Source organism: Arcicella aquatica (genome assembly GCF_034928825.1).
GTDB classification, from domain to species: Bacteria; Bacteroidota; Bacteroidia; order Cytophagales; family Spirosomataceae; genus Arcicella; species Arcicella aquatica.
This window is the reverse complement of the sequence record NZ_JAYFUL010000037.1, coordinates 1-22,597: the sequence shown is the minus strand read 5'-3', so window position 1 is coordinate 22,597 and position 22,597 is coordinate 1. Positions and strand designations below refer to the sequence as shown.

General features: G+C 35.1%; 17 protein-coding genes and 1 pseudogene. 15 read left to right on the top strand and 3 right to left on the bottom strand.

Annotation, left to right across the window (positions count from 1 at the left end):
* The first annotated feature begins 140 nt into the window (after positions 1-140).
* From VB264_RS18435 to VB264_RS18425, 3 genes are all read left to right on the top strand, one after another.
* The gene (locus tag VB264_RS18435; RefSeq protein ID WP_323251694.1) at positions 141-2,210 is read left to right on the top strand and encodes a glycoside hydrolase family 97 protein; all 2,070 of its coding nucleotides are present in this window, start codon (positions 141-143) and stop codon (positions 2,208-2,210) included.
* 44 nt (positions 2,211-2,254) lie between these two features.
* On the top strand, positions 2,255-5,572 hold the full coding sequence (locus tag VB264_RS18430) for an FG-GAP-like repeat-containing protein (RefSeq protein ID WP_323251692.1): 3,318 nt from the start codon (positions 2,255-2,257) through the stop codon (positions 5,570-5,572).
* Between the two features lie 176 nt (positions 5,573-5,748).
* Entirely contained in the window at positions 5,749-9,153 is a 3,405-nt protein-coding gene (locus tag VB264_RS18425; RefSeq protein ID WP_323251690.1) for a VCBS repeat-containing protein, read from the top strand.
* A gap of 384 nt (positions 9,154-9,537) precedes the next feature.
* Here the strand turns inward: VB264_RS18425 and porT are convergent, their stop codons facing one another.
* Together porT and ubiE are read right to left on the bottom strand one after the other, a co-directional pair.
* Positions 9,538-10,290, bottom strand: coding sequence for a type IX secretion/gliding motility protein PorT/SprT (porT, locus tag VB264_RS18420; protein ID WP_323251688.1), 753 nt, complete (start codon positions 10,288-10,290; stop codon positions 9,538-9,540).
* Positions 10,239-10,961, bottom strand: coding sequence for a bifunctional demethylmenaquinone methyltransferase/2-methoxy-6-polyprenyl-1,4-benzoquinol methylase UbiE (gene ubiE, locus VB264_RS18415; RefSeq protein ID WP_323251687.1), 723 nt, complete (start codon positions 10,959-10,961; stop codon positions 10,239-10,241). Before ubiE ends, porT begins: the two co-directional genes overlap by 52 nt.
* Before the next feature lie 325 nt (positions 10,962-11,286).
* Between ubiE and VB264_RS18410 the strand changes: the two genes are divergently transcribed.
* The 3 genes and pseudogenes from VB264_RS18410 to tnpA all read left to right on the top strand — a co-directional run bounded on the left by VB264_RS18410 (position 11,287) and on the right by tnpA (position 14,693).
* A complete protein-coding gene (locus tag VB264_RS18410) occupies positions 11,287-11,643 on the top strand; it encodes a DoxX family protein (protein ID WP_407654664.1) in 357 nt (118 codons plus the stop codon).
* Between the two features lie 397 nt (positions 11,644-12,040).
* Positions 12,041-13,852 (top strand): acyl-CoA dehydrogenase, encoded by a 1,812-nt coding sequence (locus tag VB264_RS18405; protein WP_323251685.1) that lies wholly within the window; start codon positions 12,041-12,043, stop codon positions 13,850-13,852.
* 380 nt (positions 13,853-14,232) lie between these two features.
* Positions 14,233-14,693, top strand: a pseudogene (gene tnpA / locus VB264_RS18400) (IS200/IS605 family transposase).
* A gap of 128 nt (positions 14,694-14,821) precedes the next feature.
* Here the strand turns inward: tnpA and VB264_RS18395 are convergent.
* Positions 14,822-15,442 carry a DUF1684 domain-containing protein gene (locus VB264_RS18395; protein ID WP_323251681.1) on the bottom strand — a complete coding sequence of 207 codons (621 nt, stop codon included), beginning with the start codon at positions 15,440-15,442 and terminating at the stop codon, positions 14,822-14,824.
* Positions 15,443-15,704: 262 nt separating this feature from the next.
* On the opposite strand from VB264_RS18395, the gene VB264_RS18390 reads away from it, so the two are divergent.
* The 9 genes from VB264_RS18390 to tyrS all read left to right on the top strand — a co-directional run bounded on the left by VB264_RS18390 (position 15,705) and on the right by tyrS (position 22,172).
* A complete protein-coding gene (locus VB264_RS18390) occupies positions 15,705-16,289 on the top strand; it encodes a riboflavin synthase (RefSeq protein WP_323251679.1) in 585 nt (194 codons plus the stop codon).
* Positions 16,290-16,428: 139 nt separating this feature from the next.
* On the top strand, positions 16,429-16,716 hold the full coding sequence (locus tag VB264_RS18385) for a hypothetical protein (RefSeq protein WP_323251677.1): 288 nt from the start codon (positions 16,429-16,431) through the stop codon (positions 16,714-16,716).
* 197 nt (positions 16,717-16,913) lie between these two features.
* A complete protein-coding gene (locus tag VB264_RS18380) occupies positions 16,914-17,402 on the top strand; it encodes a hypothetical protein (protein ID WP_323251675.1) in 489 nt (162 codons plus the stop codon).
* A 444-nt stretch (positions 17,403-17,846) separates the two neighbouring features.
* The gene (locus tag VB264_RS18375) at positions 17,847-18,185 is read left to right on the top strand and encodes a hypothetical protein (protein WP_323251673.1); all 339 of its coding nucleotides are present in this window, start codon (positions 17,847-17,849) and stop codon (positions 18,183-18,185) included.
* Between the two features lie 41 nt (positions 18,186-18,226).
* The gene (locus tag VB264_RS18370) at positions 18,227-18,901 is read left to right on the top strand and encodes a hypothetical protein (RefSeq protein ID WP_323251671.1); all 675 of its coding nucleotides are present in this window, start codon (positions 18,227-18,229) and stop codon (positions 18,899-18,901) included.
* A gap of 165 nt (positions 18,902-19,066) precedes the next feature.
* Positions 19,067-19,207 carry a hypothetical protein gene (locus VB264_RS18365; RefSeq protein WP_309914659.1) on the top strand — a complete coding sequence of 47 codons (141 nt, stop codon included), beginning with the start codon at positions 19,067-19,069 and terminating at the stop codon, positions 19,205-19,207.
* Positions 19,208-19,221: 14 nt separating this feature from the next.
* Positions 19,222-19,989, top strand: coding sequence for a sensor histidine kinase (locus tag VB264_RS18360; RefSeq protein ID WP_323251669.1), 768 nt, complete (start codon positions 19,222-19,224; stop codon positions 19,987-19,989).
* Positions 19,990-20,054: 65 nt separating this feature from the next.
* Entirely contained in the window at positions 20,055-20,717 is a 663-nt protein-coding gene (locus tag VB264_RS18355; RefSeq protein WP_309914665.1) for a response regulator transcription factor, read from the top strand.
* A gap of 153 nt (positions 20,718-20,870) precedes the next feature.
* Positions 20,871-22,172 (top strand): tyrosine--tRNA ligase, encoded by a 1,302-nt coding sequence (gene tyrS, locus VB264_RS18350; protein WP_323251666.1) that lies wholly within the window; start codon positions 20,871-20,873, stop codon positions 22,170-22,172.
* Positions 22,173-22,597: the final 425 nt, after the last annotated feature.

The following is a 22,597-nucleotide window of genomic DNA, read 5'->3' as shown; positions in this document are numbered from 1 at the left end:
AGTAGGCTATAAGCTTTAGGCTTTTTGCGCGTTACGGCTATAACGACATAAATAATTAAATTACAATTGCTTACAGCTTACAGCCTATCGCATAAAGCAAAAAAAGTTAACCATTTTTATCAATAATAAAATTATATTCAATGAAGTATTTAGGCACATTTCTGATGGTGCTTTGCGTCTCGTTTATAGGCTTAGCACAAAAAACAATCGAAGTAAATTCGCCCGATAGTCGCCTTAGACTAAATGTTACGCTTCAGCAAAACGGAGAAGTTACATACAGTGTTCTCCTTAAAAATAATGCTATTATAAAACCTTCTTCACTAGGTTTTAGGCTAAGCAAACCTGCTTTATTACTCAATCATTTCAAGATTGTTTCTGTAGATACCTCCACCCATTATGATACGTGGACACCCGTTTGGGGCGAAGTCAAAACCATTACTAATCATTACAAAGAAGTAAAATTGAATCTGAAATCGGTCAATGCAGGTAACGTACTTGTGCAAATTGTGTTCAGACTGTTTAATGATGGCGTAGGGTTTAGCTATGAATTTCCTGAACAAGCTAACTTTAAACATTTTGTGGTTGATGAAGAATTAACACAGTTTAATTTGGCAGGAAACAACAAAACCTTCTGGATTCCGGGAGACTATGATACCAATGAATATTTGTATAATACCACCAAGTTTAGTGATATACACGCACTTGCGGCAGCACATAAGGAAAAAGATATAGCCCTACAGTCATTAATAGCGGATAATGCTATCCAAACGCCTTTGATGATGAAAACGCCAGAAGGAATTTATGTAAACATACACGAGGCCGCTTTGGTGAATTATCCAGTAATGCATCTACTGGCTGATAGAAAGAATTTTAAACTCACTACGCATCTTACTCCTGATGCAGTAGGTAACAAAGCGTATTTGCAAACGCCTGCCAAAACCCCTTGGCGAACCATCATTATCAGCGATAAGGCTACAGATATTTTGGCATCCAAAACGATTTTGAATCTGAACGAGCCTTCTAAAATCGAAAATACATCTTGGATAAAGCCACAGAAATTTATTGGTATGTGGTGGGAAATGCACGTAGGAAAAGCGACTTGGGAAAAATCCAGTGGAAAACATGGTGCTAATACAGCTAATGTGAAGAAATATATTGACTTTGCATCAGAAAACGGCTTTGATGGCGTTTTGGTAGAAGGCTGGAATGAAGGTTGGGAAGACTGGTTTGGGAATTGGAAAGAAGAAGTATTTGATTTTGTAACGCCATACGCTGATTATAACCTAGACGAATTGCTAGCCTATGCTAAACAAAAGGGTGTAAAACTAATTATGCATCATGAAACATCAGGTTCGGCTACTAACTATGAACGAAGAATTGACAAAGCCTTTCAGTTGATGAACGAAAAGGGCATCAATACCGTAAAAACAGGCTATGTAGGTAAAATTATTCCGAGAGGTGAACACCATGACAGTCAGTGGATGGTGAATCATTATAACAGAGTAGCGGACAAAGCGATAGATTATAAAATCATGTTAGAGGCACACGAGTCTGTGCGTCCTACGGGTTTGCATAGAACATATCCAAACTGGTTAGCGAATGAAGCTGCCCGTGGAAACGAGTTTAACAATGCCCCAACCTTAGGCTTAGTACCCGAACACGAAACCATTTTGCCATTTACCAGACTGATGGGTGGCCCGATGGATTATACACCAGGGTTTTTCAGAATGCACTTGAATCAGTTTGTACCCGAACGCAAAACTAGGGTAAGAACGACTATCGCCAAACAATTGGCGTTGTATGTAACCATGTATAGTCCTTTGCAAATGGCGGGCGATTTACCTGAGAATTTCAATGTTCATCCTGATTTATTACAATTTATTAAAGATGTACCTGTGGATTGGGACGATACTAAAATTCTGGAGGCAGAACCAGGGGATTATATCACGATTGCGCGTAAACAAAAAGGGAAAGACAATTGGTTTGTAGGAGCTGTAAGTGATGAAAATACCCATAAAGCAACTATCAACTTCAATTTCCTTGACAAAGGAACGAAGTATCAAGCCATTATTTATCGTGATGCACCCAATGCCGACTGGAACACCAATCCAGAGGCTTATATCATCGAAAAAGTAATGGTAGATAGCAATAGTATATTAAGCATTAATTTAGCAAAAGGCGGAGGCTGTGCAATCAGTATATTCAAATAAGTTTGACGTTTAACCATCTAACATATCCAAAAACATTATTATCAATGAAAATTTTTCAAAGATTATTTTTTATAACTTTTTTATACATATGCCTTGCTTGTTCAAGCAAAGACAAAAATACTTTGTTCGAGCTGATGGATGAGAAAGACACAGGAATTGGCTTTAATAACAAGATTGAAAATACCGAAGAATTCAACATTTTCAATTATCGAAATTTCTATAACGGTGGAGGGGTAGCCGTGGGCGACATCAATAATGATGGACTGCAAGATGTATTTTTTACTTCGAACATGGGGAGTAATAAATTATACCTCAACAAGGGAGGGTTTAAATTTGAAGATATTTCTGCCAAAGCAGGAATTGAAGAAGCCGACAAATGGAATACGGGTGTGGTAATGGTGGATATTAACCATGATGGTCTGTTAGATATTTATGTATGTAATGCTGGGGTAAAAAAGTTTGTGAAACAGCAAAAAAATGCACTTTTTATCAACAATGGAAACCTGACCTTTACAGAATCGGCGGCTAAATATGGCTTAGATGAAGGCGGATATACTACCCATGCGGCCTTTTTTGATTATGATATGGATGGCGACCTTGACTGTTATATTCTTAACAACAGTTTTATTCCTGTAAATACCCTCAATTATGCCAACAACCGCGATATGCGTGCGGAAGATTGGCCAGTAAAAGATTTCTTGAAAGGCGGAGGAGACAAGCTGATGCGTAATGATGATGGACATTTTCATGATGTTTCAAAAGATGCAGGTATTTATAGTAGTTTAATTGGCTTTGGTCTGGGAGTAACCATTGGCGATGCTAACAATGATAATTACCCTGATATTTATGTATCAAATGATTTTTATGAGAAAGACTACCTTTATATCAATCAACATGACGGTACTTTTAAAGAAGAAATAGAGCAACGGATGAAACACATTAGCTTGGCATCGATGGGTGCAGATATGGCTGATGTAAACAATGATGGTTTCTCGGAAATTGTTACCACAGATATGCTTCCAAGAGAAGAATACCGTTTGAAAACGACTTCTTCTTTTGATAATCATTATGTGTTTAAACTGAAAAAAGACAGAGGATTTTATAATCAGTTTCAGCAGAATAGTCTTCAATTGAATAATCAAGACGGTACTTTTAGCGAAATCGCTAATTATGCGGGCGTAGCAGGGAGCGATTGGAGTTGGGGTGCTTTGATGTTTGATGCTGATAATGATGGTTACAACGATATTTATGTATGCAACGGAATTTATAATGATGTAATAGACCAAGATTTTATCGATTTCTTTGCCAACGAATTGATTCAAGGAATGGAAGCTAGTGGCGTGAAGAAAAATATTAATACCATCATAGAAAAAATTCCTTCAGTGCCTATTCCCAATAATTTCTTTCATAATACCAAAACCTTGAAGTTTGAAGAAAAAGGCGAAGAGTTTGGTTTGGCTGAACCTTCATTTTCAAATGGAGCTACCTATGCAGATTTGGATAATGACGGCGACTTAGATCTAGTAGTGAACAATGTAAATATGCCTTGTTTTGTCTATAGAAATAATGCTGACAAAAAAGTTGAAAAAAGCCATTACCTAAAACTTAATTTTAAAGGAGAAGGGAAAAATACTTTTGCGATAGGTACTAAAGCAGATGTATATACCAAAGGGATGGTGCAAACTCGCTCAGTGATTCCTTCAAGAGGATTTCAATCAAGTACGGAATATAACTTAACCTTTGGGTTGGGGAACATTACTAAAATAGATTCTATCAAAATCACTTGGCCAGATTTACGAGTAAGTACTGTGAAAAACCCTAAGGTTGATCAACTGCTTACCTGTTCTATCAAAAATGCTAAACTTGAAAAAACGAAAGCTAAAGCGGTTACTCCTGCGGGATATTTTGAGGCGGTCAATTCAAGCTTTGATAAACATCAGGAAGATGAATACGTAGATTTTTATCAAGAAAAAAACTTACCAGCCTTATTATCTAAAGAAGGCCCCAAAGCAGCTATTGGAGACGTAAATGGCGATGGCTTAGAAGATGTATATATCTGTGGAGCTAAAGACCAAGCAGGTCAGTTATATCTTCAAACATCTGCTGGTTTCAAGAAATCTCCTCAAAAAGTGTTTAACAATTTTGCCTATTTTGAAGAAACAGCTGTATTGTTCTTTGATGCTGATAAAGACGGCGATTTAGATTTATATGTTGGAAGTGGAGGAAACGAAGTACATTTTGGCGAAAGAGAATTGATTGACAAACTTTATGTAAACGACGGCAAAGGGAATTTTACTTTCAATTCCAGAGCGATTCCTCATAATACTACCAATACTGCTATAATTGCTCCTTATGATTTTGATGGCGATGGTGATGTTGATTTGTTTGTAGGAAGTAGAAGTTACCCAATGGAATATGGTAAAAACCCTCCGAGTTTCTTCTATGAAAATAATGGAAAAGGAGAGTTTAAAAACATTGCTCAGGCAGTCAATCCTGAATTGACGGAATTAGGAATGATTCGAGATGCTTATTGGGAAGATGTCAATGGAGATAAAAAGAAAGAACTAATCGTAGTAGGCGACTGGATGTCTCCACTGATTTTTACCTTGAAAGGAAAAAAGCTAGAGAAATTAGCAACAGGACTAGAAGAATACACAGGTTTCTGGGGAGCTTTAAAAGTGACAGATATTGATAATGATGGTGATAATGATTTGATATTGGGGAATATGGGCGAGAATTTCACCCTAAAAGCTTCGCTAGATGCTCCGCTGAAAATTTGGGTAAAAGATTTTGATAACAATGGTACAGTCGATAAAATCATGACGAAGACTATTGAAGGAAAAGATAAGCCCGTGTTTCTAAAAAGAGAAATGGCAGAGCAATTCCCAGCCTTGAAAAAACAAATTTTGAGACACTCAGAATATGCCAAAAAGGCTATTACAGATTTATTCCCAAGCGATGTATTGGAAAATGCCTTGGTGAAAACAGTAAAGTATTGTAAATCGGTAGTGGCGATTAATGATGGTAAGGGGAAATTTACGTTGGTAGAATTGCCAGAGGTAGTACAGTTATCTTGCATAAATGCCATTGAGTGCTATGATATCAACCATGATGGTTTGCAAGATATTATGCTAGGAGGTAATTACACAGGTTTTATTCCGCAATTAGGGATGATTGATGCTAGTCGTGGTAATGTATTATTGAACAAAGGCAAAGGACAATTCAAGGCATTAACAAACCAACAAAGCGGTTTCGTGATGAATGGGGAAGTAAAACAAATCAGTCCTATCAAGATTCAGGGTAAAGTAAATTTCTTGACGTTGTTGAATAATGATGTGCCGAAGATTTTTAAATTTAAGTAATCCGCTACCCTGTTATAAATCCAAGAATGATGATAAAACGTAATAATAAACAAATATATTTTTTTACATTTCTATCAAAGCTAATAAAGAACCTTAATTGTAGTCTTTCTTCTTCGGAGAGTAGAGGTGTTAAGTTCAAATTCTTATCACTAGCGAGGGACTTAAGTCCCTCGCTAGTGATAAAGACTGGCGAAATAACATTATTAAAAAAGCTATTTTATAAAAATATCATTTCATTTTTAGCATCGCCATTACGGATTAAATTAATCGCATTCCTATTACTCCTAACCATCGTCTCTTCCTGCACCAAAAAAGAGCCTTATGCTTTTGAATTATTGGAAGCTGAAAAAACAGGAATAGATTTTTCAAATGATCTTACGCCTACTAAAGACCTAAACATATTTACCTACATGTATTTCTATAATGGCGGAGGCGTTGGGGCTGGGGACTTTAATAATGACGGATTGGTGGATTTATGCTTCACAGCCAACTTGAAAGACAATAAAATCTACCTGAATAGAGGAGGAATGAAGTTTGAAGACATTACTGAAAAAGCAAATTTTAAAGGTGATAAAGGTTGGTCGAATGGAGTATCTGTCGTAGATATTAATCAAGATGGTAAATTGGATATTTACGTGAGTCAGGTGGGAGATTTCGAGAGCTTACAGGGGCATAATTTACTGTTTGTTTGTAAAGAAATCACTAAAGAAGGTATTCCAGTTTATGAAGAAAAAGCGGAAGAATATGGCTTAGATTTAGTGGGTTTTGGCACACAAGCTGCCTTTTTTGATAATGATTTGGATGGCGATTTGGATATGTTCCAACTCAATCATTCTGTCCATCAAAATGGTACTTTTGGTGTTAGAAAGGCTTTTCAAGGTACTTACCATCCTTTGGCAGGTGATAAATTCTTTAGAAATGACGATGGTAAATTTGTAGAAGTAGCGGAAAAAGTAGGCGTAAAAAGAGATGCCCTAGGCTATGGCTTGGGTATAGGCTTGGGCGATGTCAATTTTGATGGTTATCCAGATATGTATGTCGGCAACGATTTTCATGAAAATGATTATTTATACATCAATCAGAAAAATGGTACTTTTCTGGAAAGCATAGAAAGTTCGATGATGCACACCAGTCAGTTTTCGATGGGGGTTGATTTAGCCGATATCAACAATGATCATTACTCAGATATTATTTCGTTAGATATGCTTCCGTATGACCGTGAGATTTTGAAGCGGTCGGAGGGAGAGGATTCTTATAATACCTTTCGTTATAAACTGAGTTATGGCTATAACTACCAGTTTTCTAAAAACAATTTGCAGTTGAATAATGGCAATGGCACATTTTCAGAAATAGGATTATTTTCAGGAGTCTATGCTACAGACTGGTCTTGGTCGCCTTTGTTCGTCGATTTTGACAACGATGGACAAAAAGATTTATTCGTTTCCAATGGTATTCCTAAGCGGATGAATGATATTGATTACATCAACTTTATTTCGAATGAAGAAATTCAACGCAAGATGGAATTAAAAACGTTAGATGAAAACGATATTTTGTTGACTGATAAATTACCCGAAATCAAAATTCCGAACAAGTTTTTTATCAATAATAAATCCTTAGAATATCGTGATGCCGAGGCCATGATTGGCAATAATCAAAACTCCTATTCAAACGGAGCGTTATATGCAGATTTAGATAATGATGGCGATTTGGATATTGTTACTAATAATATCAATCAAAAGGCTTTTATCTACGAAAACAAAGCCAATGAATATGCTCCAAATAATGCTCATGTACGTGTCTACTTGAAAGGTTCGGAGAAAAACCTGAATGCTATCGGAGCAAAAGTATTAGTTTTCAAAAAAGGAGGAGAGACCATAGCTTACGAGAAATTTCCTGTTAGGGCTTTCCAAGCGAGCATGGAAATCCCGTTGAATATCGGGTTAGGAAACAAAGCTGATATAGATTCTACGTATCTGATTTGGCCAGATAGAACCTATCAGAAAATTAACCTTAATTCTGAAAAGGATTCTTTATCGATTACTTATCGGAAAAATCTGCCAGTATTTGATTACGAACATTTTAAACGTAAATCATCTCAAACCTCCACGTTTTCCGATATAGCCCATGACCTGAATTTAGATGTAAAACATCAAGAAAACGAGTTTAATGAATTTGAACGTGAAGCCCTAATTCCGCATAAAATGTCGGCAGAAGGCCCTGCTTTGGCCGTAGCAGATATTAATCATGATGGTTTAGAGGATATATTTATAGGTTCTGCTAGAAATTCATTACCTCATTTATTCTTACAAAATACTAATGGGAAATTCAGAGAAAGTATTCAGCCAGCCTTCCAAAAAGATAGTGTTTATGAAGAAGTAGATGCTATTTGGACAGATGTAAACAATGATACACATCTGGATTTGGTAGTGGCCGAAGGTGGAAATGAGTTTGATGGTAAATCTAATTTCTTGTTTCCTAGAATTTATCTGAACGATGGCAAAGGCAATTTATCCATAAAAGAAGATGCTTTTAGTAAAGATATTGCCCTATCGGCTTCAGTAGTTACTCCGCTTGATTTTAACAAAGATGGTAAAATAGATTTGTTTATAGGTGCTAGGTCGGTGCCGTTTTCGTATGGGAAAATTCCCGAATCGTACCTTTTGCAAAACGATGGCACAGGAAAATTTACAGATGTAACTGATAAATATGCGAAAGAATTGAAGACCATAGGTTTGGTGAAAAATGCAGTGGTACAAGATTTAGACAAGGATGGTGACCCAGATTTACTATTAGCCTTGGAATGGGACGGAATCTGTGAGATGGAAAACCAACAAGGAAAATTTGTCAAGAAAATGCTGACTACTGAAAAAGGGTGGTGGAATTTTGTGATGCCTTTTGATTTTGATAATGATGGAGATTTGGATATTCTGGCAGGCAATCTCGGACGTAACAGTCGATTAAAGGCAAGTGTTGATGAGCCTATAAGAATGTATGTGAGTGATTTTGATAAAAATGGCACGACCGACCAAGTATTGAGCTATTATTTGGGAGGTACAGAAGTAATGTTTGCCAATAAGTCCGAAACTCAGAAGCAATTTCCGTTTACAAAAAAGAAATTCCTATTAGCCAAAGATTTTGCTAAAGCCAGCATTGCAGATATTGTAGGACAAAGTGAACTAGCTTCGGCTAAGGTTTTTGAAGCCAATTATTTTGATAATGCCATTTTGGTAAATGATGGCAAAGGAAATTTTAGTTTACAGTCGCTTCCTGCGAAAGCACAGTATGCCCCTTTTTACGCAGCGCAAATCATTGATGCCAATGGCGATAAATTGCCAGATGTATTGATGCTTGGGAATTTCTATGATTGTAATATCCAGATGGGTAGATGTGATGCCGATTATGGAACGGTTTTGATTAACAAAGGCAATTGTAAATTTGAGGCTGAACAACTGAACGGCATCCAAATAAAAGGGCAAGTAAAACGCATCAGAAGTATTAAGGTAGGTAAAGAAAAGGTGTTTTTAGTGGTAAGGAATAATGAAAAAATGATGGTATTGTCTTCTGGAGTGATTAGTAAATAGTGATTGGTGATTAGAATTTTAAATATAAACATGAGTCATCCCGAATTTCAAAATCATAAAAAAGCGGTCGAAAAACTAATTTCGACCGCTTTTTTATGATTGATGAACAACGAATTCCTACTGTTTGAGCGATAGCGAGTTTAGGAATTCTTGATTTTTTTGTTACTTTTTGCATCAAGGCAAAAAGTAAGGTCGAGTATAAATCCAAAAATCTCTGAAATCTTTTAAAATTTACTGATTTATGAGAAAATTCGGGATGACTCATGTTTTTGTGTTATTATTATTGATTTGTTATAATCCTATCATCCCTTCGGAATTTATGGTAACTACATTAATTCACTAACTCACAATTAAAAACTCTAATCACTAATCACTAACTAAAAACTACTCAAACATCAAATACAAAGTAACACTATGAGCATTCAATCCTTGGATGTCTCTTGCATAGTTATTCACACTTGGTGGAATAAACAGATTGGTTAATCCATGCGAGAATCTGAGTTCAGGCGTAAATTTAAAGTACTTAAAAAACTGCTCGAAGCCAATACCATATTCTAGCGAAAGGTCGGCTGTTCTAGTATCCAGTTTTCTGGTTGAGTTAGCATTTTTTCTGACGTTGGTTTCCATCCCAATTTTTACCCCAGCATCTACATACATCCTAGAGTTCCCCCTCCGCATCGATTTATATTTCAATAAAATCGGTACTTCCAGCCAAGTAGATTCTCGTAATTCTGGTGGAAAATCAGGAGAATTGGTAAAACGATAATTCAACTGACGACCATACAACGCAATATTAATTCCCGATTTTAAATCAAATCGGTCATTCAATTTAAGGTTTACTAATCCCCCAACTTGAAAAGAAAAGTTGCCAGGCGAAACAATCGTTACAGCACTATCACCTGGGGCCTTAAAATTTGCGCTATGGGATATATTGAATCTGGATGAACCAAAACCAAATAAAAAGCCGAAGTGTACGGCTTTATCATCGTAAAATTCATCGTAAACACGCTTGTAGTCATAACGTTGTGCCTGTGCTTTGTTGATAGTGCTCAACGTAGCTACACAGGCAATTACTACAAAAAGTATTACTTTCTGCCGATATAAATAGTACTTATTCCGAAAGTGAGTGGTAAGCATTGGGTTCTGTTAAAACCTGCACGTTGGAATACTTGGATAAAATCGTTTCCATCTGGAAATGCTTGTACTGAATCATGCAGATATGTATAAGCAGAGGTATCTTTTGAAATGATTTTACCAACTACGGGCAAGATATATTTAAAGTAAAAATTATATAGCTGTTTAAATGGAAAAGCAGATGGCTTCGAAAATTCAAGGACAATACAAGTGCCATCTTTTTTCATAACGCGACACATATCTGTAAGACCTTTTTCAAGATTCTCGAAATTACGCACACCAAAACTAACGATAACGGCATCAAAAGTATTGTCTTCAAAGTTTAATCTTTCAGAATCCCCTTTTTGTAATTCGATGATATTATCAACACCAAGTTTCTTTATTTTTTCACGTCCCACACTTAGCATTCCTTCTGAAATATCTACACCCACAATTTTTTCAGGTTTTAGTGCCAATGCTTCAATGGCAAAATCGCCTGTCCCTGTGGCAATATCCAGAATAGTTTTAGGGGCTGATTTTTTCAATAATTTAATGGCTTTTTTACGCCATAAAATATCAATACCACCGCTCAACAAATGATTTAAGAAATCATATTTGGGTGAAACATTATCAAACATCTGAGCTACCTGCTCTTTTTTGCTTGCACTTTGCTCTTTGTAAGGAACTACGCTCATTATGTTGCTATGCGGACAGCCTTGTCCGTCGGATTGATTCTATCTTAATAATTTTACAAAATTACCATACTATCCTGAAATAACATCTTGTTTGAAAATATTGTTTCTAATATATCACAAACCTTGTCGGAATAATGAGTATTATTACGATGAAACTGTTTAAGCTTTCCCTTTCGGTTAAACTAAGTCTTTTAGAATAGCTTGTTCCAAAATTTACTCAACGTAGCGATGCTATGCTTCGTAAATGTTGAAAAAATCAATTCAAAAACACAATACTTTCACCTAAGAAACGGAAAGTTTAAACAGCTTCTAAAACAAAAACCAGATGATACAGCAAATAGGCCTTTACCTGATGTCCTTCCTTTATACCCTTGCAGGCATCAATCATTTTATCAAACCCAAAATGTATTTAGCCATTATGCCACCATACATTCCTGCACATGGATTGATGGTGATGCTGAGTGGTATTGCCGAAATAATGTTGGGATTAGGGTTGCTTTCTCCTGTTACTCGTCCGTGGGCAGCTTGGGGTATTATATTACTGTTAATCGCTATTTTTCCTGCCAATGTGTATATGCTGACTTCGGGGAAATTTTCAAAAATCGCTGAATGGCTTCTTTGGCTTCGTCTTCCCTTACAGTTCTTTTTGATTTGGTGGGCTTATTTATACACCAAAGGATAAGTTAATATTACTTGTTTTGAGGAATGTAGAAGAGGAGTATTAACGCTAAAAAAAATAATATTTCTAAAGAACGACTTTCACGATTAAATCATTGAATTCCATTTGGTTATAAAAATAAAAAAACTTATATTTAAGTGATATTATTTCATCGACTCGATAAGTATATTTATAGAATAACTCTATTTTATTATAGCAAACTGACCAAGCAATCATCAATAATTGCTCAACAATAAGAAATTTAAACCGATAAATCCGTTTAACTTTTTAGAGTTGCCTCGTAAGACAGGCAACTTTTTTTATGCCTTAAATTAAAACAGTATGCTTGCATAATAATTTTAATATTATTATTTTTACATTTTATTGTATGCAAGCATAATAACAAGCCAAACCATTAGCCATGACTCAGCAATATTCTCGTCGGAACCTTGATTTTATGTTAAAAGAAGTACTGCAAATAGCAGAACTTACTAAATATCCTTTCTTTCAAGACTATACCCCCGATATGTTCGATATGGTTTTGGATACTTCTGAAGAAATTGCTGAGAAAATCCTTCGAAATGCCTATAGTGATGCCGATAGAAATCAGCCTCAATTAGTAAACGGGCAAGTAAAAGTACATCCCGCCGTAAAAGACTATATAAAGGCCATGGGCGATGCTGGCATGATTGGAGCGACTTTCTCTTATGAAAATGGTGGACAACAATTGCCTACCATGGTAGAAGCCGCAACCGAAATGATTCGGGGTGCCGCCAACAACGCATTCGTCATGTTTACAGGACTGACCGCAGGTTCGGCTAATTTGATTTTTACTTTTGGGTCGGCTGAATTAAAAGAAAAGTTTGCTTCAAGAATGATTACAGGGGAATGGACAGGCTCTATGTGCTTGACAGAACCTCAGGCTGGTAGTTCATTATCAGATGTGATTACTACTGCCAAGCCACAAAGTGATGGTACTTTTAAAATCAAAGGACAAAAAGTATTCATCTCTGCTGGCGACCATGACATTGCCGATAATATTATTCACCTTGTACTTGCCCGAATAGAAGGTGCACCACTTGGCACAAAAGGCATTTCATTATTTGTAGTGCCAAAGTTTAGAGAGGAAAACGGTAGCTTCACAGTGGATAACGATGTGATTTCTACAGGAATCTATCATAAAATGGGACAAAAAGCTACGCCCGCTATGCACTTGACCTTTGGGGATAAAGACAATACCATCGGATATTTAGTGGGGGAGGCTAACAAAGGGCTGAACTATATGTTTCAGTTGATGAACGAAGCCCGTTTGGGTGTAGGTATGGGAGGGACTTACATCGCTTCTGCTGCCTATTATGCTTCATTAGAATATGCCAAAGAACGACCACAAGGACGAAAATTGAAAAATAAAAATTTAGAAGAAGAACAGACGTACATCATTAACCATCCAGACGTAAAACGTATGCTATTGTTTCAAAAAGCCGTTGTTGAAGGCTCTTTGGGACTGCTATTAGAATGTTATCATTGGCAAGATATGATTCATGCCTTGGGGAAAACCTCGGAAGAGTCCAAACCTTATCAGTTAATGCTTGATTTGATGACGACCGTGGCCAAAACCTATCCCGCCGAAATGGGCATCAAAGCAGTAAATGAAGGGTTACAAGTATTTGGTGGTTATGGCTACACCGAAGATTTCCCTTTAGAACAAATGGCGCGCGATGTCAGGATTATGTCAATCTACGAAGGAACTACGGGGATTCATTCCTTGAATCTTTTGGGTAGAGGTATTACGATGAATAATGGCAAAGCCCCGCAGTTGCTTTTTAATGAAATAACGCAAACTATTCAGCAAGCAAATACTTATGATGACCTAAAACCCTATGCCGAAAAGCTAGAAAAAGAATTAGGGCGTTTACAAAAAGTAACGATGTATCTATTAAGCAACGCTGCCAAAGGTGATAACGAAGTATTCTTGGCTGATGCAAACCTTTACATGGAGTTCTTTGGCATCGTCAGCGTAGCATGGGTATGGCTCAAACAAGGTATCGTAGCTAAAAAGGCATTAATTACGCAAAATCACGAAGGGAGTGAATTGGCATTTTATGAATCTAAAATTCATACGATGAAATTCTTCTATCATTATGAACTAATAAAAACATTAACCCTAGCTACTCGTTTGACAGATCCAACATTATTGACTGTCGATTCAGAAAAGCAACAAGTTTTTCAATAGTATCAAATTACACATACATCAAAACAAACTCATATCCCTGCTTTTTAAGTGGGGATTTTTTTGTGGAATGTGATTTGAGATATATTTGAAAAAAATCAGTGTCCAAACCCCGAAGGGGTGTTAGGATTATAGGAAAAATTAAAAACAAAATTATTAAACCCCGAAGGGGTGACATAAATAGGTCGGTGCGAATCCTGTCACCCCTTCGGGGTTTGTATGTTGACATTTTTTAATTTTTTCTATAATCCTAACACCCCTTTGGGGTTGTATTCCTTTTTTTTAATTTTTTCTATAATCCTGTCATCCCTTCGGGATTTTACTATATTTAATAATTTATTAAATTCAATCTAATAAAACATGGTTCAAACCTAAATCAAAATATGGCTGGCACGTTCTCACAAATGTATATTCAAATTGTTTTTGCTGTAAAGGGTAGAGAGAATTTGATTGATAAAACTTGGAAATGTGATTTGTATAAATACATTGCTGGAATCATCAAAGTAAAAATCAAAAGCCAATCATCGTCAATGGCATGCCCGATCATATACATATTTTTATTGGCTTAAAACCTTCAATGGCAATCTCTGACTTGGTTCGTGATATAAAAAACAATTCCTCCAACTATATTAATGAACGTAGATTAGTAAGAGGCAAATTCTCATGGCAAGAAGGATATGGAGCATTTACATATTCTCATTCACACGTTTCTGCGGTATATGATTACATTCTCAATCAAGATGCGCACCATAAAAAACAAACATTTAAAGAAGAGTATTATAATTTTTTGAAAAAATTTGAAGTTGAATTTGAGGATAAATATCTGTTCGACTGGCTTGACTAATAAATTTAGAGAATTCTATAATTGAGGGAGATTATAATTTCCCTTACAAATTAACAAATACAGCTTTAACCACTGACTTCCTCAAGAATCTGAGATAGTAGATATATTCGATATAAAAGCCAATGTCTCTACATCCTCTCCCCAGCCTTCAATGCCACATTTAAAAAATTCTCTGCTGGTGGCACAGGGCAAGTATAAGTAGGATTATAGGCACAATAAGGCTGATAACAAAGGTTGAAATCAATTTTAATCGTTTTGTCTTTAATATCTTCCAGCTTCAAATCAATATATCTGCCAGCCCCATAAGTCTCTTTATTGGTAGTCAAATCACGAAAAGGTAAAAACAAGTTTCCCTCTGGCGTTTTAAATAGCTTCAAGGCACATTTCTTCCCGTCTATCTCAAATTTAACATTGGCAAAGGCTTCATATTCTTCTGTTTCACCACCCGTCATGTTGATTTTTATATTTTGTCCGCTCGTTAGCATATCCATTGTTGCCACTACTTTATAAGCTGGATTTACCTCAAAATAATGTAATCCCTTAAATTCTGCCTTTTTTTCAATAGGCGACTCTTTTTCCTCTTTAAAAGCTTGGTCTTTTTCAAGTCTTATTTGCTGAATAGTTTTTGCATAATTATCGTCACTTTTCGGAAGCTCCGCAGGTTTTTCTTGCGAATCTACAAACGAATAAATAATGATAGCTACTAGAATTACACTGGTAAAAACAAGGAAGAATTTATTTTTGAACATTTTCTGAGGAATTTTAATAGGAACATACCTGTTCTTGATAGAGAAGCAAATTTAGTAAATTAACTTGCGAAATCGATAGAAGTTATCGGCTATCAGCTTTCGGTCATCGATTTTTAGTTATTTAATACATATTATTATTACTTGTTGTAAATATAAAATATTAGTGGCTGAGCTAGGTGTCAAAAAAGAATCATCATCTGAAGACAGAAAGCCGACATCCGAAAGCCAAAATAAAACTTTTCCACAATTTATCAATACAAAAATGTTCACAGGAATTATCGAAGCCATTGGCGAAGTAAAAGAACTCAGTAGCCAAGGAACAAACATTACATTTACCCTTACTTGTCCATTTACAAACGAATTAAAAATAGATCAAAGTCTTTCACACAATGGCGTGTGCTTAACAGTAATAGCGATTGATGGAGAGCAATATTCCGTCACAGCTATCGACGAAACTTTGAAGAAAACCAATTTGGGTGCTTTACAGATAGGCTCTAAAGTAAACCTTGAAAGATGCATGCCAGCGAACGGTCGTTTTGATGGTCACATTGTTCAAGGACACGTAGATCAAACAGGAATAGTGACCAACATCATCGAACAAAATGGTTCTTGGTTATACGACTTTGAGTATAGTAGTGATGGTCAAAATGTAACGGTAGAAAAAGGCTCTATTTGTATCAATGGAACTAGCCTAACGGTGTTTAATTCAGGCATAAATACCTTCAGAGTTGCCATTATTCCTTACACTTACGAGCATACTATTTTCCATACTTTACAGGTCGGGGATGTGGTAAATTTAGAGTTTGACATCGTTGGAAAATACATCAAAAAGATGATAAATATTTGAGGAAACGTAGCGTATTTATACCCTATTTTGTTGTATTTTTACCCATTTTTTCGTATATTTATAGTAGTGGAAGGAGTAAGTTTGTACATTTGAAACTTATACTACACCACGATTAACAATTTAAATAATTTATAAAAAAATGGCGGGAAAACTAACCAACCCAGAATCTGAAAACATTAAACAACAAATTGCCAATTATCAAGAGAAAAACGATGTTCATGCACACCACCTAAGTGTGTCCGTATTACAAAAGTTAATTGAAGAGAATCCAGACATTGTAGGGCTAAAGATTGAACATGCCTATGATGAAAACAATGTTCATAGTTTAGTAATTAGTGGAGTAAACAAGGATAGAGAGATAGTATCTAGTACATGTGTTACAGACGTTCCTCCTTGTCCACCTAACTGTAAAGTTGATTTTGAGTAATCTATAAAATGCTGACCATTAAATCTTTATCATATATTTCTTCTTTTTCTGTATTTTTTCCTTTGGTTATATGCATCCTTAGGAGGAAATATATAAAAGATGAATTGCAAATCGTGTTCTTATATATAATAGCCTCTTTGACTATCGAGATTTTCGCAAGTATTTGGGCTCATATATTGCACAGACCTAATCATTATATGATTAATATCTTTGCTGTAACGGAGTGTGTATTAATTAGTTTGATGTATCGAAAAGTTTTTATTGGAAAGGTTTTAAAAGCATTCTCACTAATTGCAATTAGTATTTTTGTACTAATTGCAATTGCAATTTTTACGGAGATATTAAGTATTCAAAAGTTTAATAGTACTGTCAATACAATATCGTGTATTTTAATAATTATTGGGGTTTTTATTTACTTTTATCAGTTACTCCAAACGCTTGAAAGTATTAAACTTTCTACCTTACCTCTATTCTGGATTAGTGTAGCTTGTTTATTGTATTTTTCGGGGACTTTGTTTTTATTTCTCTATGGAGAAACAATTCTTTTTCAGAAAGATGCTATACTTTTTAAACAACTTTGGATTATATATGATATTCTATTGGTTGTTTTTAGAGTTCTTTTAGCCGTAGGCTTATGGTTTAGTAAACCATCTTTGCAGTTAAGTAATTCTAAAAAAGTGGCTTAAATGCTTATACTTTTAATTAAATGAAGATTAGAGATGTTATTTATACTAGGATAATTAATCATATTGTCTCTCAACTTGAAATGAGGTAGTGATGATAAAGATAAATGTTCTATCATGATTGAAATGATATTGCTAAGATATAGTCTTATTGTATATTTTTCTTCATTGATATTAATACTACCTTTAATAATTGGAGGTATTAATATCAAAGAGGTTAAGCTGTCCCCGTTAAAAGTTATTTATACGTACTGTATCCTACATAGTATTTATGATATATTAGCTTGGGTATATGCTTTAAATGGTTGGAGGAACCATTTTATTAGTAATACAATTTCCTACACAGATATTATTTTTTGGGGATATTATTTTTATAAAATCATAGAGGTTAAATCACTAAGATATGCATTAATAGGTTTGGTAAGTATAGCATTAATTTTAGTTACGTTGTCGCACATAGGAGCTGATTATAATAAAATAAATTCTTCTGCTCAAAGTATTACTAATATTACCTTAATTACGATAGCACTAATGTTTTTCTATCAATTATTGAATAATTTAGAAATAGGCAATTTATTTATTTATCCTCAGTTTTGGATAGCAGTGGCAGTTTTGATTTATTTTTCTGGTATTTTCTTTATCAATATTTTTGCTGAATACATTACTTTTAATAAAGACAGAACTATATCCATTTACTGGGATATTAAAGACTATTTAACTTTTATTCATCGAGTTCTGTTAGCAGTAGGTTTATGGTATGGTAAGCCATCTATACAAATACCTTAGGCATTAAATTAAGAATAAATAGTTGACCTTTAATAAAGCAAATGAAGATAGACAATATACTTATTTATACGTCTTCTTCTGCTGTATTGTTTCCTTTGATAATCTGTATTCTTAGGAAAAAATACCTGACGAAAGATTTAAAAATACTTTTTTTGTACGTAATAGCTTCAATTAGTTGTGAGGTTTTAGGCACTTTTTGTGGAAGGGTACTACATTACCCTAATCATTTTATATTGAATACCTTTGCTTTGTCTGAAGGTCTTTTAATCAGTTTTATTTTTAGAGAGGCTTTTATAGATAGAAAATTAAAGACATTTGTGTTAGTTCTAATGAGCATCTATACAATAGTCGGTATATATCTATTTATGATGCCAGATGGTTTTTTTAAGTTTAATAGTACGGTTAATACCATCTCTTGTCTTTTAATAATTACATGGGTTTTAATATATTTTTATCAATTGTTGCAAACCCTTCAATTAATTAAACTCTACACATTACCTTTATTTTGGATAAGTGTAGGATGTTTGTTGTATTTTTCTGGAACACTCTTTATATTTCTTTATAGTGATACAATTCTTTTTCAAAAAGAGCCAGTATTATATTTTCAACTCTGGAGTATTTATTATATATTACTTTTTGTTTTTAGAGTTCTTTTAGCCGTAGGTTTATGGTTTAGTAAAACAGCTTTTCAGTTAAGTAAATCATTCTCAAATTAAATTGGATAAGGATGAGCTGTTTAGTCAATTTTTTAAGGTACCTCTTTATATTTCTTTACAGTGACGTGATTATTTTCAAAAAGAACTAAAGTTTTACAAACAACTCTGGAATAAAATATATTACGTTTTACTTTTCATCTTTAGAATCCTTTTAGGAATAGGTTTATGTTTCAGCAAGACCCCTCTACAATTAAAGCCATTATCGAAATAGGAACGACGATTATGCTTACATTTGCTACTAGTATTATTGTTTTAGTGTATGTGTTACACGAACGCCTCATTAAACAAAAATATGGTAGCTTATAAATATGCATAATTGAATGAGTGAGGTTAAAATCGTTATACTTGGTACAATAGCCATGCTTTTGCCTGTTTCGGCAATTATATTTTTTGTTATACTCTATTACCGACGCCAACGTATACAACGAGCTGCCCACGAAGAAGCCCTTCATGAAGCAATGCTCGAAGCCAGTGTGGTTTCACAAGAAGTAGTACGTCGTCAAATCGGTGGTGACCTTCACGATGAAATTGGGGCGTTGCTTTCTGCTACTAGAATGAGCCTTTCGCAAATGAATAAGTTTGCTGATAATGAATCTAAACGAAAGGTACTTTTAGTCAGAACCGAAGAACTACTCAACGAAGCCCTCTTTAATGTTAGAAGAATTTCTAAAGACTTAATGCCCAGTACTTTAGATGAATTTTGGTTGATTGAAGCCCTGAAAGACTTCTCACAAAAAATGACCCTCCATACCAATCTTCCTATTCAATTCTGCCACGATAATCTCAATAAAAGGTACGACCCCAAAATAGAGTTATCCTTATACCGCTCTACCCAAGAATTAGTCAACAATGCCATCAAGCATGCGGAGGCGAAAGAAATCAAAATTTCCTTGAAAGAAGATAAAAACCTACTTATTCTGCAAGTGAGTGATGATGGAAAAGGGTTTGATTTAGTGGCTATTAATCAACCTAGCAGGGGTATTGGAATAAAAAATATTGAAAGTCGTATGAGTCTTATCAAAGGACGTATTAAATTTGATGTAGAAATTGGCCGAGGCTCTACTTTTATTATCAATGTACCGATTTAAATAGGGATTGATTCAAGTTTAATGGCGATTTCTAGCATTAATTTTATATATAAATCTAACCATTAATGAGTAATACAACTAAAATTAGAATTGCCGTCACCGACGACCATGCTCTTTTTCGTCGTGGTATAGTGTCTTTATTAAGTCACAATGATGATTTTGAAGTAGTACTTGAAGCATCAAACGGACAAGAGTTGATTGATAATATTCCCCAATCACTTCCCAATGTCGTTTTAATGGATTTGAATATGCCTGTATTGGATGGTATCAGAGCCACTGAAAGGATAAAAATACAGTTTCCTAAAGTGAAAATAATCGTGATTTCAATGCACGACGAAGACAAATTTGTTTCACATCTGATGTCTATTGGTGCCAACGGTTATTTATTAAAGGATGCACATCCCGATGAAGTAGAAAATGCCATTTATACTGTTTTTAATGAAGACTACTATTATGGACCTTTTCTGGTTAAAGTAATGCATAATAGGCTCATCAATAAGCCTGAGAAAAAGAATCCAACTCCTTTAAGTTTACAAGCAGGTATTTCAGAACGAGAACTAGAAGTACTAGAACACATTTGTCAGGGCATCACTACCCAGAACATTGCAGATATGCTATGTTTGAGTGCTAGAACCGTGGAGGGACATAGGAATAGAATAATGGAAAAAACAGGTACAAAAAATGTGGCAGGATTAGTAGCATGGGCTGTTCGCAATGGCGTTTGTTAAGAAAATACTTTAAACCACCACCTTCCTTTATTGATAATTATCTTACTATAACTTTCCCTACATGGCAGGAATCCCAGCCTGACAAGTGAAATATCAATATACAATCTCTAACTTTGCGTAAAATTATTAGAGAGACTACTTATTAATCAAGAAATGAAAACCAATTTTATAGAGGAACTTCGTTGGCGTGGAATGCTTCAGGATGCAATGCCTGGAACAGAAGAGCAACTTCAAAAAGAAATGACAGCCGCTTATATCGGCTTTGACCCTACAGCAGCATCATTACATATCGGTAATTTAGCAACGATTATGTTGTTAAAACATTTTCAATTGTGTGGACATAAACCAATAGCATTAGTAGGAGGAGCCACAGGGATGATTGGTGATCCATCTTTCAAAGCATCAGAAAGATCATTTCTTTCCGAAGAAACTCTACGATTTAACCAAGAAGGTATTCGTGCACAATTATCTAAATTCTTAGATTTTGATTGTGGCGAAAATTCAGCAGAGCTTGTTAATAACTACGATTGGTTCAAAGATTTTAGTTTTCTAGGATTCCTTCGCGAAGCAGGGAAATACCTTTCGGTAAATTACATGATGTCTAAAGACTCAGTAAAGAAACGCCTTGAAACAGGAATTTCATTTACCGAATTCTCGTATCAGTTATTACAAGGCTACGATTTTTACTGGCTGTACAAAAATAAAAACGTTCGTTTGCAAATGGGAGGCTCTGACCAATGGGGGAACATCACCACGGGTACAGAAATAATCAGACGTAAAGAAGGAGGTGCCGATGAAATTGAGCACAAAGCTTATGCCCTTACTACTCCCTTAGTTACTAAAGCCGATGGAACAAAATTTGGTAAGTCTGAATCAGGCAATGTTTGGTTAGATAGAACCATGACAACGCCCTACCAATTCTACCAGTTTTGGTTGAATGCCACTGATGCCGATTGTAGCCGTTTGCTAAGAGTATTTACCTTGCTTAGCAAAGAGGAAATAGAAAAGCTAGAGGCCGACCATGCCGAAGCACCGCACCTGCGTATTATGCAAAAAGCATTGGCGAAAGATGTAACAACCAGAGTACACTCTGAAAAAGATTATGATATTGCCGTGAAAGCCTCTGAAATCCTTTTTGGAAAAGGTACGCTAGAAGTACTTCAAGGAATGAGCGATGCAGATATATTAGCAGTGTTCGATGGCGTACCCCAAACAACTATTAGCACAACTGACTTTGAAAGCAGTGCTACTGTGACAGATTTAGTATCAGTTGTAACCAATGCTGAAATTTATCCTTCAAAAGGTGAAGCCAGAAGAGCGATACAAGGAAACGCATTAAGCATTAATAAAACTAGAATAGCGGATCCAAATCACTCAGCTAATTTTGAATTATTGAATGGAAAGTACCTATTAGTAGGCAAAGGGAAGAAAAATCACTTGATAACGGTGGCTTAAATCTACTGAAATACATAGTAACTCAGCCCTGAAAGGTAATTTCAGGGCTATTTTTTTGTAAAGTGATTGTTGATTTCTGAAGGGTAAAGTATTGGTTGAATAAATTCTTTAAAATTTTTTAATTTTTTTTCGTCTTTTAAGTTCCTGAAAAACAGTACAGTTGCGGATTATTTTTCAAAAACTTCAAAAAAAGTTTTGATTAAGGTATTGTTATTAAAAAAAAAGCTTGCATCTTTGCACTCCCAAACGACGCCAACGGGCTGAGAAAAGGGAAAGAGTTAGAGTAATTAGGAAGATAATTACTAGCGAGATTTAAGGGTTACAACGGTAATTTTTAGGTTAAAGAGTTCTTTGATGTATTGATAGAAATGATTAATAGAATTAGCTTTTAATAGACAGGTTGTTTTTTGTTATTGATTCTTTAT